The organism is Faecalibacter sp., from assembly GCF_057177045.1.
This window is the reverse complement of the sequence record NZ_CM169987.1, coordinates 2,972,149-2,987,354: the sequence shown is the minus strand read 5'-3', so window position 1 is coordinate 2,987,354 and position 15,206 is coordinate 2,972,149. Positions and strand designations below refer to the sequence as shown.

General features: G+C 34.6%; 11 protein-coding genes. 5 read left to right on the top strand and 6 right to left on the bottom strand.

Annotated elements, in window-relative coordinates:
- Positions 1-147: 147 nt before the first annotated feature.
- The 4 genes from rny to AC1QSP_RS13910 all read right to left on the bottom strand — a co-directional run bounded on the left by rny (position 148) and on the right by AC1QSP_RS13910 (position 3,519).
- The gene (rny, locus tag AC1QSP_RS13925) at positions 148-1,719 is read right to left on the bottom strand and encodes a ribonuclease Y (protein WP_484079193.1); all 1,572 of its coding nucleotides are present in this window, start codon (positions 1,717-1,719) and stop codon (positions 148-150) included.
- A gap of 263 nt (positions 1,720-1,982) precedes the next feature.
- Positions 1,983-2,273 carry a cell division protein ZapA gene (locus tag AC1QSP_RS13920; RefSeq protein WP_322970608.1) on the bottom strand — a complete coding sequence of 97 codons (291 nt, stop codon included), beginning with the start codon at positions 2,271-2,273 and terminating at the stop codon, positions 1,983-1,985.
- A 5-nt stretch (positions 2,274-2,278) separates the two neighbouring features.
- Positions 2,279-2,575, bottom strand: coding sequence for a hypothetical protein (locus AC1QSP_RS13915; protein ID WP_322970609.1), 297 nt, complete (start codon positions 2,573-2,575; stop codon positions 2,279-2,281).
- Positions 2,576-2,688: 113 nt separating this feature from the next.
- Positions 2,689-3,519: a hypothetical protein gene (locus AC1QSP_RS13910; protein ID WP_484079192.1), complete on the bottom strand. Its 831-nt coding sequence runs from the start codon at positions 3,517-3,519 to the stop codon at positions 2,689-2,691.
- 234 nt (positions 3,520-3,753) lie between these two features.
- Here AC1QSP_RS13910 and AC1QSP_RS13905 point away from each other — a divergent pair, with 234 nt between their 5' ends.
- From AC1QSP_RS13905 to AC1QSP_RS13885, 5 genes are all read left to right on the top strand, one after another.
- Positions 3,754-5,448: a M23 family metallopeptidase gene (locus tag AC1QSP_RS13905; RefSeq protein ID WP_484079191.1), complete on the top strand. Its 1,695-nt coding sequence runs from the start codon at positions 3,754-3,756 to the stop codon at positions 5,446-5,448.
- On the top strand, positions 5,396-7,837 hold the full coding sequence (locus tag AC1QSP_RS13900; protein ID WP_484079190.1) for a TonB-dependent receptor: 2,442 nt from the start codon (positions 5,396-5,398) through the stop codon (positions 7,835-7,837). The genes AC1QSP_RS13905 and AC1QSP_RS13900 overlap by 53 nt, the downstream gene beginning before the upstream one ends.
- A gap of 135 nt (positions 7,838-7,972) precedes the next feature.
- Positions 7,973-8,563 (top strand): nucleotide exchange factor GrpE, encoded by a 591-nt coding sequence (locus AC1QSP_RS13895; protein ID WP_484079189.1) that lies wholly within the window; start codon positions 7,973-7,975, stop codon positions 8,561-8,563.
- 13 nt (positions 8,564-8,576) lie between these two features.
- A complete protein-coding gene (gene dnaJ, locus AC1QSP_RS13890) occupies positions 8,577-9,707 on the top strand; it encodes a molecular chaperone DnaJ (protein ID WP_322970615.1) in 1,131 nt (376 codons plus the stop codon).
- Positions 9,708-9,834: 127 nt separating this feature from the next.
- Positions 9,835-12,453 carry a T9SS-dependent M36 family metallopeptidase gene (locus AC1QSP_RS13885; protein ID WP_484079188.1) on the top strand — a complete coding sequence of 873 codons (2,619 nt, stop codon included), beginning with the start codon at positions 9,835-9,837 and terminating at the stop codon, positions 12,451-12,453.
- A 43-nt stretch (positions 12,454-12,496) separates the two neighbouring features.
- Here the strand turns inward: AC1QSP_RS13885 and AC1QSP_RS13880 are convergent, their stop codons facing one another.
- Both AC1QSP_RS13880 and AC1QSP_RS13875 read right to left on the bottom strand, forming a co-directional pair.
- Entirely contained in the window at positions 12,497-12,892 is a 396-nt protein-coding gene (locus tag AC1QSP_RS13880) for a heavy-metal-associated domain-containing protein (protein WP_484079187.1), read from the bottom strand.
- A gap of 64 nt (positions 12,893-12,956) precedes the next feature.
- Positions 12,957-15,197 carry a TonB-dependent receptor gene (locus tag AC1QSP_RS13875; RefSeq protein WP_484079186.1) on the bottom strand — a complete coding sequence of 747 codons (2,241 nt, stop codon included), beginning with the start codon at positions 15,195-15,197 and terminating at the stop codon, positions 12,957-12,959.
- Positions 15,198-15,206 lie beyond the last annotated feature (9 nt).

Below are 15,206 nucleotides of genomic sequence, written 5' to 3'. Positions count from 1 at the left end.
TAATTATTTCATTTTCATGGTTTTATTAAAATTCATCTGCTTCAAAATTAGGAGTAAACATCACCTATAAAAAGGTGCACATTTTTAGCATAAAAACAAAAAAAAGGACCAACTTTCGTTGATCCTTCTTCTATATTGGATGAATAATTATCTCGCAATATTAACAGCACGCGTTTCGCGGATTACTGTTACACGAACCTGACCTGGATAAGTCATTTCGTTTTGAATTTTGTCTGAAATTAAGAAAGATAATTCAGCTGCTTTAGCATCATCTACTTTATCACTTTCAACAATCACACGTAATTCTCTTCCGGCTTGGATAGCGTAAGCTTTTTCAACACCATCAAAATTTAATGCCGTACTTTCTAAATCTTTTAAACGTTGAATATATGATTCAACCACTTGGCGACGTGCACCAGGACGAGCTCCTGAAATTGCATCAGCAACTTGAATAATCGGTGATAACAAGGATGTCATTTCGATTTCATCATGGTGAGCTCCGATCGCGTTCACTACATCCGGATGTTCTCCGTATTTCTCTGCCCACTGCATACCTAAGATAGCGTGTGGTAATTCAGATTCTTCTTCAGGAACTTTACCAATATCATGTAATAAACCAGCTCGTTTAGCTAATTTAGGGTTTAATCCTAATTCAGCAGCTAATGTTCCAGCCAGGTGAGCAACCTCACGTGAGTGCTGTAACAAGTTTTGTCCGTAAGACGAACGGTATTTCATACGTCCAACAATCTTCACTAAATCTTTGTGTAATCCGTGGATTCCTAAATCTAAGATTGTTTTCTTCCCAATTTCAATGATCTCATCCTCGATTTGTTTCGTTGTTTTCGCAACAACTTCTTCAATACGAGCAGGGTGAATACGTCCATCTGTTACTAATCGATGTAAAGATAAACGAGCAATTTCACGTCTTACCGGATCGAAACAAGATAAAATAATTGCCTCTGGTGTATCATCCACGATGATTTCAACCCCAGTAGCCGCTTCAATAGCACGGATATTACGACCTTCACGACCGATAATACGTCCTTTAATCTCATCAGATTCGATGTTGAATACTGAAACCGAGTTCTCAATAGCTTGCTCTGTACCGATTCGTTGAATCGCAGATACCACAATTTTACGAGCCTCATTTTTCGCATTCAATTCTGCATCTTCCATAATTTCTTGGATATGCGCTTGTGCTTTCGTTTTCGCTTCATCTTTTAAGACTTCGATTAACTCAGCACGTGCTTCTTCAGCAGAATAATTTGAGATTTTTTCCAAGATCTCTACTTGTTTTCTGTGCATCGTATCGACTTCCTTCTGTTTGATATTTAGTTTATCGATACGCGACTGTAAATTACCTTTTTCAAACTTAATATTGTCTTTTTGTTTTTGAATTTCAGAAAGATCTGCTTTGATGCGATCTTCTCTCTCTTTCACTTTAAGTTCAGCGTCTGCAACCTTACGCTCACGTTGATTGATTACTTCTTCGTGTTTCGTTTTTAATTCTAAAAATTTTTCCTTTGCTTGTAAAATTTTCTCCTTTTTAATGGCTTCGCCTTCCTTTTCAGCTTCATTAATTAAAGTTTGTGCTTTACGAGTTGCTTCATCAATAAGTTCTTGGTTTTGTTTGTCTACCGATTTCTTAGATAAGAAATAACCCACTACAGCTCCTATAATTAATGTAACAAGTGCAATAATAATAGCAATTGAATTCATAGCGTTTTGTAATGTTATATATATAAAAAAACCTACATTAGTCCGTTTAAAATTGAGTTAACTCCTGTAAACAGGATTTGAGTTATCTTATCCCTCAAGTTTCCACTGTCATCTTAGAAGATGTTCCCGGAGGATGTGGCCTACTTTTAAAATAATGTTCACTCGGTAACAATATAAGTGTTGAGTTAACCAAAATAGCTAGAACTAATGTAGGAATATTTTTGTCCACCTTTTCCACTTGTGAAAAGATGTAAGAACTTCTCTTATTTTGCGATTGACTGATCAATCAATTCCAATAACTTCGCGATACGTTCTGCCGTGATCTCTTCGTTATCTTTCATTTGTTTCTTTAATTTCGCTTCACGAATGGCTAACTGAATCGTTACCATCGCTAAGGCATCTTGTTTGTCGGTTACAGAATATTTTTCTTCGAACTGACGTAAGATCCCGTTTATCTCTTGCGCACACTGCTTTACCATCTCTTCCTCTTCAGGATGAATGTTTAATGGATAGTTGCGTGAAGCAATTTTAATCTCAATTCGTTGAGTTGACATTCTTATTAACTGTTTGTTTTAATTTGAGCGATACACGAGTCGACCTCCTTTATCAATTTATTCATTTTGAGCTTCATCATTTTTTTATATTCTTGATTGCCACTCATTGCATTCACCACTTTTAATCGTTTCACCTCATCGGTAAGGTTTAGATTATTTACTTGTGAATCTCTCAATTTATTTTTTAATCTGGTATTCTCCTCTTGGAGTTTCGCCAAATCTGATTTTATGTTTTGATAATTCTCTAACAGGTCTAAAACTTTGCTTTCAAGCGCGTTAAAATTTATTTTTTCTTCCATCATCAGAGAACCACTTTAATTCTAGCTTCTATTGCAAAAATAACATTTTTTTAAATGTAATCAATACAAAAACTAAATTTTATCAGTTTTTTTATATCATTTTGACAAACAGTGATTTAGTTATTTTTCATTTTTTTTGCTTTGGATTTTATGACCAATCTTCTCACTAAACGTATCCCAAAAAATAAAACCACAACACCTCCTATACTTGGAGTTAATTTCACCAGATAAACCGTCAACATTTTCAACCCGTAGATGCCATCATTCCATGCTTTTTTAAAGGCTAATCCCCAATTCAATTTATCACACAAAGGCTTATTCCTATTTGGAGCATTATACTCTTTTATAATTATTTCTTCTTCCAATTTGTATGTTATTGTGGCATATTTTAATTGATCACCTAAAAGTGCTTTCCATACCTTATCTTCCATTTGGTCTTCTGTCTTTCGATCACCCGATTGTTCAAGATTCAAATCATTTTCAAGTTTTTTAAAAGTCAATTCTGTATTCTCTACTTTCAACGTTTCAACATATATACCTTGCTTAATTGCAAATCGAACATGGTCCCGAAGAGCATCTGTTGGAACTTTCAACGTAATCGTATTTCTCTTTTGCATTTCAACAACTTTTACAATACTATCTTCTGATATTTCTTGCTCTTGTGTTTTTATTATATGATTCGATAAATCACTAGATATTACAAATCCGCCTTTAGCAATCGCATCTTCTTCTAAACGAAACGAGCGCTGTTGTACATCCTTTACTTTCATTTTAATGACCGCTTTAGTTTCGAAAAGTTTATCTTCCACTTGAATACCGATTGCATTTGTTACAACCGAATCAACTCCTATAGGTTTTGATAAAACTTCAACTTTATGCTCTTCATCATTTTTACATCCAAATAAGAAGACAAATGCGACTAAAATACCTCCTAATGTTTTTTTCATGTTTAGATTTTTTAATTAACTGAAATAAAATTAGATGCATTTGATCACAGAGTTTGGTAAATTCATTCTTAAATCTTACACGAATAATTTTACAAATACAAAGCTTTGTATTTCAATTTGTTAATTCTATTTTACAAAGATTTTATGGTCCGATATTTTCAGGTTTTCAAAACTTTAAGGAAGTTTGTACGAGATTTACCTTATTTTAGATATAAAAATTCCAACAGAGAGAAAATGAAAGTGATTAAACCAATTTGTCTAAGCCTATTTATTGCATCATTCGTATTCGGACAACGTGCTGAACAACCTCATGCCGATACTTACCCTAAAAATGATTTCATCAATCCATTAGAAATTAAAAATCTTTTAGCTGGTAATTTTGGAGAGCTACGATCTAATCACTTTCACAGTGGATTAGACATTAAGACCCAACAAAGAGAAGGATTAAAAGTCTTTGCTGTTGGAGATGGCTATATCTCACGTATCAATATATCTCCTACTGGATATGGGAACGCCATTTATATTGATCATCCCAATGGATACACCACTGTTTATGCCCATTTACAACAATTTGAAGGTGCTATTAAAGAATATGTTCGTCGAAAACAATATGAACAACAACAATTTAAAGTAGAATTATACCCAGAGCCTCACGAATTTAAAATCGCGAAAGGGGATTTAATTGCTTTATCTGGAAATTCAGGTGGTTCGGGTGGACCTCACTTGCATTTTGAGATTCGTCATACCCAAACTGAGGAACCAATCAATCCTTTCTATTTTGGTTTTGACATTCCAGATTCACGAAAGCCAAACATTCTTGGAACCTATGTCTACCCTATTAACGGACGTGTGAATCAAATGAATCAACGGATATCGGTCGCCAATGGTGGAACGATTAAAGCTTCGGGAGCCATTGGATTTGGTCTAAAAGCTTATGATAAACAAGATGGAGCTGACAATAACAATGGAGTTCATGAAATTGAAGTTTTGGTGAATGACGAACCAATTTACAACTATAAGGCCAGTCGTTTCTCTTTTGATGAAACCCGAGCTATAAATAGTGTGTGTGATTATTCTGATTTAATGCGCAACAACAGTTGGGTTTATCAAGCTTTCGTTAAAGAAGGTAATCCCCTGCGTGTTTTTTCTAATTTAAAGAACAATGGCATCTTAAACATTGAAGAAGGTAAAACGTATGCCGTAAAAATTATTGCAAAAGATTATGCCAATAATGCGTCCACAGTCAACTTTACAGTTATTGGTGAAGCTGCACCTGAAAATATATCTTCTCCAACCTTTAAGAATCCGATGTATTGGAATAAAGAAAATCATTTTCAATCGGAGGGAATTGAAATTTTCTTTCCGAAAGGAATCTTCTATGAAGATTTTGATTTAGCTTATAAAAAGGAGGGAAAAAAGCATCATGTTGGAAATTGGAATATTCCCGTTCATCAGTATTATACTTTAATGATGCAGCCGACAGAAGATATACCAGCTGCTCATTTAGAAAAAGCAGTGATAATTCGTCAATACCAGAAAAAAGGAGCTTGGAAAAAATCTTATGAAAAAACGGAATTAAAAAACGGGAAATTAATGGCTGAAGTTAGAGAATTTGGAATATTCTCCATCGAAATCGATTATACTAAACCAACAATTACTCCGTTAAACATCAAAGATCATAGTCAATTTACTCGTGCCAACTCGAAAATTAACTTTACCATTAATGATAGTCAATCCGGAATTAAGGAATATCATGCTTATATTGATGGAAAATGGGTTCTTGCCGAATATGATCAAAAAATAAAACGCCTTTCGATTGATTTAAATGCTGAAGGAATCGAAATCGGCGAACACCAATTAGAACTAAACGTAAAAGATGAAAAAAACAATACTTCTACCTACAATGCTACATTCAAAAAAGTATCTTAGCATCTTAGGATTTTCCTTATTAGGAGGAGTTTTATTGGCTCAAACCGCACAAATTTCTGGAAAAGTCGTTGATGAAAACAAACAACCGCTTGCCCATACTCATATTCTTTGGAATGATCAAGAAGTGTATACGGATGAAAATGGAAATTTTAAAGTAGATATTCCATCCAATCAATCGGTAACACTGACTTTTCATTATGATGGTCGAATGACGTACCATCAAACTTTTAATCTGAAGGATAAAAATAAACGTGAAATTTTTGTGCTTTTAGCTCCTGATACGGAAGCTGGAGTAAATTTAAATACCGCAGAAATTAGTTTTCAATCCAATAAAAATAAACCTTTCCAGAGTACTGTGCTTAGTGCAGAACAAATGCAACAAGGACCAAGCTTAACGGGGGGAGTTAGTGATTTATTAAAAACTTTACCGTTTGTGAACTCCAATACCGAATTGAGTTCACAATACATGGTGCGCGGAGGTAACTATGACGAAAACTTAATTTATGTCAATGGAATTGAAATCTACAAACCTCAACTGATTCGGAATGCCGAACAAGAGGGATTAGGTTTTGTAAATCCAAACATGACGCAATTTGTTAATTTTTCTGCGGGTGGATGGGAAGCCAAATATGGCGATAAAATGTCGTCGGTTTTAGACATCTATTATAAACAACCCAAAAAATTCGAAGGTCAATTCGAAGCTAGTTTAATGGGTGGAAGTTTAACGTTAGGAACGGGATCTAAAAATCAAAAATTTAGTGCGATTGTAGGGGCCCGCTATCAGAACCGTAATCTAGTTTTAAATACATTAGATGGTGACACCAACTTTAATCCTGAATATTATGATGTTCAAGCCAATCTGCATTATAAATTGAGTGATAAATGGAACGTTAATTTCTTAGGAACTGTATCGCGTTCCCGTTTTGAAATGGTTCCAAATAACCGCGAGACGTATTTCGGAACCTTAGAAAATCCTCTTTTATTAACGGTTTATTATAATGGTAAAGAAGATGATCGTTTTGGAACTGAAACTGGAAGTTTGTCGTTTAATTATAAACCCAACGCCAATTTAGATTTAGGGTTTGATGTATTTGCTTATTACTCGAAAGAACGAGAATATTTTGATATTCAAGGCGCTTATTTAATTTCAGAAGTGGATGATGAGGGCAATGCAAGCCAAACGTATGATGTAGGGGCACAAATAGATCATGCCCGCAATAATTTCGATGCGTTAGTTGCAGGTGTTCAACACAAAGGAAAATATAAAATCAATTCTAATAATGATCTGGAGTGGGGATTCAAATTTCAACAAGAAGACATTCGTGATTTATTGAATGAATGGCAAGTTATTGATTCGTTAGGATATTCCGTATCGAATCCGAATTTAGGAGATGGAATGCAATTAAATTATTATGTGAATTCGCGTAATAATGTTAAATCGAACCGTATTTCGGGTTATGCTCAATATTCCACAAAATTGATGTGGAATGATGCAAAAGTCATGATCAATTTAGGTTTACGCAGTTCTTATTGGGATTATAATAACGAAACTACTATTTCGCCTCGTGGTCAAATAGCGATTAAACCCAATTGGGAGAAAGATATGTTGTTTCGATTTGCGACAGGTGTTTATTATCAACCTCCATTCTATCGCGAAATGCGTCGTTTAGATGGAAGCTTAAATCAAGACATCAAATCCCAACAATCGATTCATTTCATTTTAGGTCATGATTACGAATTCACATGGATGAATCGTCCTTTTAAATTAACGACAGAAGCCTATTACAAAATCATGAATGATTTAAATCCTTATTTTGTGGATAATGTACGTGTACGCTATCAAGCTCATAATAATTCAGAAGGATATGCTTATGGTTTAGATATGCGCTTATTTGGACAATTTGTACCTGGTATCGATTCGTGGTTCTCTGCCTCTTATGCCAGAGCTTATCAAAACATTGACAATCGTGGAGATATTTCTTTACCAACAGATCCTCGATTCAAAGTATCCGCATTTTTCCAAGATTATATGGATTTCTTACCATCATTCAAAGTGAATGTCAATTTAATTTATGCTTCGGGATTACCAAATGGAGCACCTCAATTTACAGACCCTTACAATTACACTTCTTATTTACAAGATTACAAACGTGTGGATATTGGATTCGTAAAAGAATTTGTGAATCAAAAAGATTTGAAACCATCCGCAGGATCTTTCTTTGGAAAATTTAAAGAAGTTTCTGTGGGATTGGATGTCTTCAATATCTTTGATATCCGAAATGAGATTAGTAACACATGGATCACAGATGTTAACACATCAAACGTTTATGCGGTACCTAATCGTTTAACAGGACGTTTCTTAAACGCGAAAGTGAATTTTAAATTCTAAATTGATAAAATCATCATACATTTACAGGCACTTCTCCGACAAGAAGTGCCTATTTTATTACTAATTCTGTCAAAAAGTCACACTATGCGCATTGGCAAACTATTTGATTCTTTGAAGGGCAAATACAAGAATACTATGTCTGAACAAAATATAAACGAAGAAATCCAAGATCAAAATATTAATTCTGAAACGCCAAACGAAGAAAACACGGCAACTACAGCATCGAATGAATCTACAGAATCAACAGAAACAGTTGAAGAACAAGTAGAACAAAAATCTGAAGTAGACGTTTTAAAGGAAGAATTACAAAAGGAAAAAGAACAATACTTACGTTTATTTGCTGAATTTGATAACTTTAAAAAACGTACATCACGCGAACGTATGGACATTTTTAAAACAGCTAACAAGGAGGTAATCACCGCTTTATTACCTGTTTTAGATGATTTAGATCGTGCGATGCCACAAATTAAAAAATCAGAAGACGAGGCATTAGTAACTGGTGTGGAGTTGATTCAAAACAAATTGAACGAAACTTTACGTGGAAAAGGGCTTATTGCCATGGAAGTAAAAGCAGGTGATGATTTCAATACGGATTTACACGAAGCTATTACTCAAATTCCTGCTCCTACGGAGGATTTAAAAGGAAAAATCGTTGATTGTGTAGAAACTGGTTACTTATTACAAGATGTCGTAATTCGTTACGCTAAGGTTGTAGTAGGAATGTAATAGTAATATTGTTATGTCAACAAAAAGAGATTTTTACGAAATATTAGGTGTAGACAAGTCTGCATCTGCTGCTGAGATTAAAAAAGCTTACCGCAAATTAGCCATCAAATATCACCCTGACAAAAATCCGGATGACAAAGAGGCAGAAGAAAAATTCAAAGAAGCTGCAGAAGCTTATGAAGTTTTAAGCGATGACAACAAACGTGCTCGTTATGATCAATTTGGTCATGCGGGTATGGGAGGTGCTGCTGGCGGAGGTGGATTCGGCGGTGGCGGTATGAACATGGAAGACATTTTCTCTCAATTCGGAGACATCTTTGGTGGTGGTTTCGGTGGTTTTGGAGGTGGATTCGGTGGTCAATCTCGTGGTCCTCGTCGCATGAAAGGTTCTGACTTACGCATTCGTGTTAAATTGAACTTAGAAGAAATGGTTAACGGTTGCGAGAAAAAAGTAAAAGTTAAACGTTTCAAACAAGCACCTGGAGTTACTTCTAAAACATGTCCAACATGTAACGGATCAGGACAACAAGTGCGTGTAACCAATACCATTCTTGGACAAATGCAAACGGCTACAACTTGTGGCACATGTCAAGGAATTGGAAAAGTGGCTGATAAAATTCCATCGGGAGCAAATAATCAAGGGTTAATTAAAGAAGAAGAAACTATTGATTTACAAATTCCAGCTGGAGCACGCGAAGGTATCCAATTACAAGTTCGTGGAAAAGGTAACGATGCCCCATTTGATGGAATCCCTGGTGACTTATTAGTCGTTATCGAGGAAGAAGAACACGATACACTAAAACGTGATGGTAATAACTTACATTACGATTTATATATTTCTATGCCTGATGCTGTATTAGGTAGTTCTCAAGAAGTTCCAACAGCCAATGGTAAAGTAAAAATTAAAATTGAGAAAGGAACGCAATCTGGAAAAGTATTACGTTTAAAAGGTCAAGGTTTAGCCGATCTTAACGGATATGGAAAAGGAGACTTATTGGTTCACGTTAATATTTGGACACCAACTAATTTAACAAAAGAACAAGAAGCCTTTTTTGAAAAAATGAGAGATGATAAAAATTTCTCTCCTGAACCTTCTAAAAATGAGAAATCATTCTTTGAACGTGTAAGAGATATGTTTCAATAAATTCTTCAAAATAGTTTAAAAGTGCATTTAGTAAAATAAATGCACTTTTTTTATGTTAAAATTTATTTAATTCAATAATTATTCAATTATCTTTAGATAACACTAATTCGAATTAAATATACTTTAAATGAAGAAAAATTTTACGCTTTTAATTGCAGCGTTCTTGATGTCATGCTCTGCATTTGCACAAGACTTTAATCAAATGGTTGGAGAGCATCTATCAAAAACAAATGCTCAAATTACAGAATTTGAAATTGTACAAAATAATTTTAGTAATTTAACACAAGCCAATCAACTTCACGTTCAACGCTTACATCAAGGTTTACCTGTTTTCTCTACATATGCGAATTATGTCATCAAAAACAATCAAATCGTTTGGTCTACAAATTCTGAAAATTTCGATACGAATTTAGACCATGTTAATATCAATCCAAGTTTAACCTTCGAAAACGCATTATCTAAGTTTGCACAAACAGAAGGAAAACAATTGATTCAATCTTCATACGATGATTTAAATACAACACAAGAAGGAGTTTATTATTTCTCAGAAGATCAGCCTCAATTAACCATTTTTATCGACGACCAAAAAGAAGCAAAATTAGCTTATAACTTTCCTGTAAAAATTTTATCTGGTCAACACAATGAAATTTTTGATTTAATCGTAGATGCCCACACTGGTGAAACATTATTAAAACATAGCCATACGTTATCATGTGGTTTTGATCATCAATCGTTTGCCAATGAAAATGCAGCAACATTCAACAAAGCAGATTGGGACTGGTTATATGACACTTCTGACAATACGCTAAATAACGGGACTTATCGTGTTTTACAATTGCCTTTAGAAGCGACTACATTTGGTGAAAGATCCCTTTATACACAAGGAGCTTTTAATCCTACAGCTTCACCTTTTGGATGGCATGACACGGATGGTGTTGCAGGACCTGAATATACAACAACAAGAGGGAATAACACAAGAACAGTGAACGATCATCAATCGGTTGGATACAGTACTTACAATGGAGCAAATGCTACGACAACAGATTATATCGATGGTGGTGAAAACTTAGTATTCGATTTTCCGTACGATAATTCAAGACATCCTTATGTTTATGGGGCAGCATCAGCTACAAACTTGTTTTATTTAACAAACATGATGCACGATATCTATTATCGTTATGGATTCACAGAACAATATGGAAATTTCCAACAAAATAATTATGAAAAAGGGGGAACAGGAAACGATCCTGTGATTGCCTTATCACAAACAGGATTAAGCATTGGAAATTCTAATAATGCTACATTCTCCACTCCTATTGATGGAAGACATCCATTAATGTCGATGTATTTATGGGATCCACCTGCATCATTTGTGGGTAAACCTTTAACAATTAATTCACCTTCTAATTTAGCAGGTAATTTTGAAGCATTATCTGGTAATTTTGGTCCACAACTTCCAAATGATCCCTTAACGAGAGACTTTGTTTTAGTGACAAAATCTGAAACAACAGGAACACCTTATGATGGCTGTGGATCAATTACAAATGCTGATCAAATTCAAAATAAAATTGCAGTTATACTAAGAGGTGATTGCTCATTTGTCGAAAAAGTTCAAAATGCTCAAAATGCAGGAGCCGTTGGTGTAATTATTGTTAATAATACTGCTGGAGCAATAAATATGGGAGGTGAATCAACTACAATTACAATTCCATCTGTTTCTGTAACACAAGCCGTTGGTAATCCAATTATGTCAGCATTACAAAACAATACTGTGGTTAATGGAACGTTAAAATACATTGAAATTCCTTACATTGATGGAAGTTTTGATAATGGAATTATTGCACATGAATATGGACATGGTATTTCAAACCGTCAAACTGGGCCAACGACTAACTCTTCATGTTTAAGTAACTTAGAACAAATGGGTGAAGGATGGTCTGATTTCTTTGGTTTAATGATCACACAATTACCAACAGATACTTCTGTAACACGTCGTGGAATCGGAACATTTGCCGTGGGTCAACCAACAACAGGCGTTGGAATTCGTCCAACAGTTTATTCGACAGATATGGCGGTTAACCCTGCAACTTATGCACGTGTAGCTTCTTACGGAAACTCTGATTCTCCACACCGTACAGGATATGTTTGGGCAACAATGTTATGGGATTTAAACTGGAAATTAATTGATAAATATGGTTTCTCTCCAGATTTATTAAATGGTACTGCAGGAAATAACAAAACAATTGAATTGGTAATGGAAGGTTTACGTTTACAACCTTGTCGTCCAGGATTCGTAGATGGCCGTGATGCTATTTTACAAGCAGATGAGTTATTAAATGAAGGAGCAAACAAATGTGATATTTGGTCTGTATTTGCACGCCGTGGTTTAGGTTATTCAGCTGATCAAGGAAGTAGTAACAGTAGAACAGATGGGACAGCAGCATATGATATGCCTCCAGCAGAAGTTCTAAATTGTGATTTAAATACTGCAGAGATTGCATCAAACGAATCGTTTAAATTATTCCCTAATCCTGCAAAAGATATTGTAAACATTTATGATGAAACTTTAAAAGGTGATGTAAAAGTTGAAATTGTAGATATGGTTGGTCGTGTAGTTTCTACTGAAACAGTAAAAATGCAAAACAATCGAAATGCGATTGATACTTCTCGTTTACCAAAAGGAGTTTATGTATTAAAATTCACAACAGAAAACGGAGTGATTACGAAAAAATTAATTAAAAACTAATCTTCATAAAAAAACCTCATCGAAAGATGAGGTTTTTTTTCTTTTAATGGTTATGAGTACTGTGATCAGTGGGTTGTACCCCATCACCTTTAACATTAGTTTCTGCTAAATCACGATCATATAAGCAACACGTATGCAAAGATTGATAGACTTTGTCATCCGCACGTTTTTCGTTTGTATCGTGTCCTACTTTTACAATCGCATCTTCAACAGCTTCTACATTATTTTTCTTTTCATTTAAAATAATGCGTAAAGTATTCGATTCAGCATTCCAATCCGCTGTTTTTACTCCAGCTACACTATAGGCTGCTTTTTCAATACGCTCCTTACACATTCCGCAATTACCTTTGACATGTAATTCATGTTTCGCATTTTTATTTTGAGCATTTGCACTGATTCCCATTACAGCAATTAATGCCATCGTCATTAATGTTCTCATTATTTTATATTTTGTGTATTATTTATTATGATTAAAATTCTAATGTTTTTTAATTATCAATCTTCTACTTTAATGTAAAGCGTAAACCTGCATAAATCATACGACCAAAAATTGGAGCATATACAATTGTACTATCGAAGTTTGAACCAAAAGGATTTTCTCCTCCCAAGATAACACGATTTTGCTGATAATTCGCTAGATTTTCGCCTCCGACATAGACTTCAAATTGATCTGAAAACACACGTGTCACTTGTGCATTTATTGTTCCAAAAGGATTCGAATAAGGGGCCAATTGATTTTCAAGTGAATTTATTGTCGTATCAGGAAGACGTTGTTTACCGATCCAATTGTAAGTGGCATCAAATCGCCAATATTTCCCATTTTTATCATGGGTTTGATATTCCATATTTGCAAAGAATCGATGCTTCGCTTGTAAAGGTTTTTCCAAACGACCTTCTTCATAATCCGATTGAATGTCATAATATTTGTAAGCTGCTCGAAGATTAAAATGGGTGAAGGGGTTATAATTAAAATCGAACTGAAAGGAATTCGCAAATGATTTCCCCTCTAAATTGTAAAACCGAACTTCTCGTGCCGAATAATCAATATCCGTTACAATTTGATTTTCAAAATCTGTACGATAAAAATCAGCAGTCACATCAGCATTTCGACCAAATAATTTAAATTTCTGCCCAATACTAATTCCATAATTCCAAGCAATCTCAGGGTTCAGTCCATAGATACTCCCCCCTTCTCCTAGAATATGAAATTCTCTTGAAGACGCAAATAAATGCTGATTTTCAGCAAAAATATTATTTAAACGTTTACCACGGCCAAGCGATGCTTTAATTGTTGTACTCTCCCAAGGGGTATAGCGCATATGAATTCGAGGCGTTACAAATACCCCCATTCGATTATGATAATCAATTCGACCTCCTACAATAGCATTGAAATTTTTTAAATTATCATACGTATATTCAAAAAATCCACCTAAACTGTTATCGATACGATCAAATGCTTGTTCTTGAGGTAATGCCACAAACTCTTGGTACCGATCCCATGTAAAGCTTGCTCCTGTTGAAAATTTATTCTTCGTATTATTAATAATAGAATTAAAAATATAGTTCGAATAAAAACTTTCGTGGGTAACATCATACAGATTTTTTCCAAAATATGAGTCTTGATTATAATAACTAAATGCCGTTTGTAATCCCATGCTTTGAAAAGGCATTTCTGGAAATACATACCCTAATTTTGCAGAGACATCGGCTTTTTGAGTTTCAATATTTGAACCCCATTTCGTCTGTGAGAAACGATCTGTTTTTTGGTTATAACCTACTTGACCTCCTTGTTTTAAATCTGTTAAATATCTTCCAGAAATAAATGCTACAATACCTTTTTCTGGATTTTGATATTGCCAACGGTTCATGATATTGACTTGACTCCCGGTTGGATTATCCAAGAAACCATCATCATTCATATCATTCTCTTTGGTGCGCGCATTTCCATGTATAAATAACGAAGTCGCCCACTTTTCTGAAACTTTTTTATTCAAATGAACATTCGCCTCAAATCGAGAGTCAGTTGATCCATATACATTTACAAACAAAGGGACATCATTCATAGGCTTAATCAATTCGGTATTGATTTGTCCTGAAAAACTTTCATACCCATTCACAACTGTTCCAGCACCTTTGGTTACTTGAATACTTTCTACCCAAGTTCCAGGTGTAAAACTTAATCCAAAAGCTTGTGATGCCCCACGAACTGAAGGTATATTTTCTTCTGCAATTAAAATATATGGTGAATTTAATCCCAACATTTTAATTTGTTTATTCCCTGTAACCGCATCCGTAAAATTCACATCAATAGAAGGATTCGTCTCAAACGATTCTGCCAAATTACAACATGCCGCTTTTAAAAGTTCTTTATGCGTCATTACGGTCATGTTGGTTGCATCAGTTGATTTACGTAACGAATTTCTTGTGTCTGTAATTCGAACCTCTCCTAAAGCATTTTCCTCTAAAGGTTGTAAAGCGAATGTAATGGTTTGAAATTGGCTTTGCGTGGGATTAAATGTGATGGATTGTTGATCGTAAAAGATTTCTAAAATTCCATCGGATTGTTGAGGCAATTCGAATTCCCCTATTTCATTGGTTATTGTGGCAATGGATGTCGATTTCCAATTGACTTCAGCACCAATAATTGGTTGATTGTTTTCATCAACGATTTTACCTTTGATTTTATCTTGCGCAAATGCTAACGCAGCACTCAATATGACTATTGAAGTGAATATCTTTTTCATTTTTCTTGT

Coding starts and splice junctions, on each gene's coding strand:
- rny (WP_484079193.1), bottom strand. CDS start 1,719: ATGAATTCAATTGCTATTATTATTGCACTTGTTACATTAATTATAGGA.
- AC1QSP_RS13920 (WP_322970608.1), bottom strand. CDS start 2,273: ATGTCAACTCAACGAATTGAGATTAAAATTGCTTCACGCAACTATCCA.
- AC1QSP_RS13915 (WP_322970609.1), bottom strand. CDS start 2,575: ATGATGGAAGAAAAAATAAATTTTAACGCGCTTGAAAGCAAAGTTTTA.
- AC1QSP_RS13910 (WP_484079192.1), bottom strand. CDS start 3,519: ATGAAAAAAACATTAGGAGGTATTTTAGTCGCATTTGTCTTCTTATTT.
- AC1QSP_RS13905 (WP_484079191.1), top strand. CDS start 3,754: ATGAAAGTGATTAAACCAATTTGTCTAAGCCTATTTATTGCATCATTC.
- AC1QSP_RS13900 (WP_484079190.1), top strand. CDS start 5,396: ATGAAAAAAACAATACTTCTACCTACAATGCTACATTCAAAAAAGTAT.
- AC1QSP_RS13895 (WP_484079189.1), top strand. CDS start 7,973: ATGTCTGAACAAAATATAAACGAAGAAATCCAAGATCAAAATATTAAT.
- dnaJ (WP_322970615.1), top strand. CDS start 8,577: ATGTCAACAAAAAGAGATTTTTACGAAATATTAGGTGTAGACAAGTCT.
- AC1QSP_RS13885 (WP_484079188.1), top strand. CDS start 9,835: ATGAAGAAAAATTTTACGCTTTTAATTGCAGCGTTCTTGATGTCATGC.
- AC1QSP_RS13880 (WP_484079187.1), bottom strand. CDS start 12,892: ATGAGAACATTAATGACGATGGCATTAATTGCTGTAATGGGAATCAGT.
- AC1QSP_RS13875 (WP_484079186.1), bottom strand. CDS start 15,197: ATGAAAAAGATATTCACTTCAATAGTCATATTGAGTGCTGCGTTAGCA.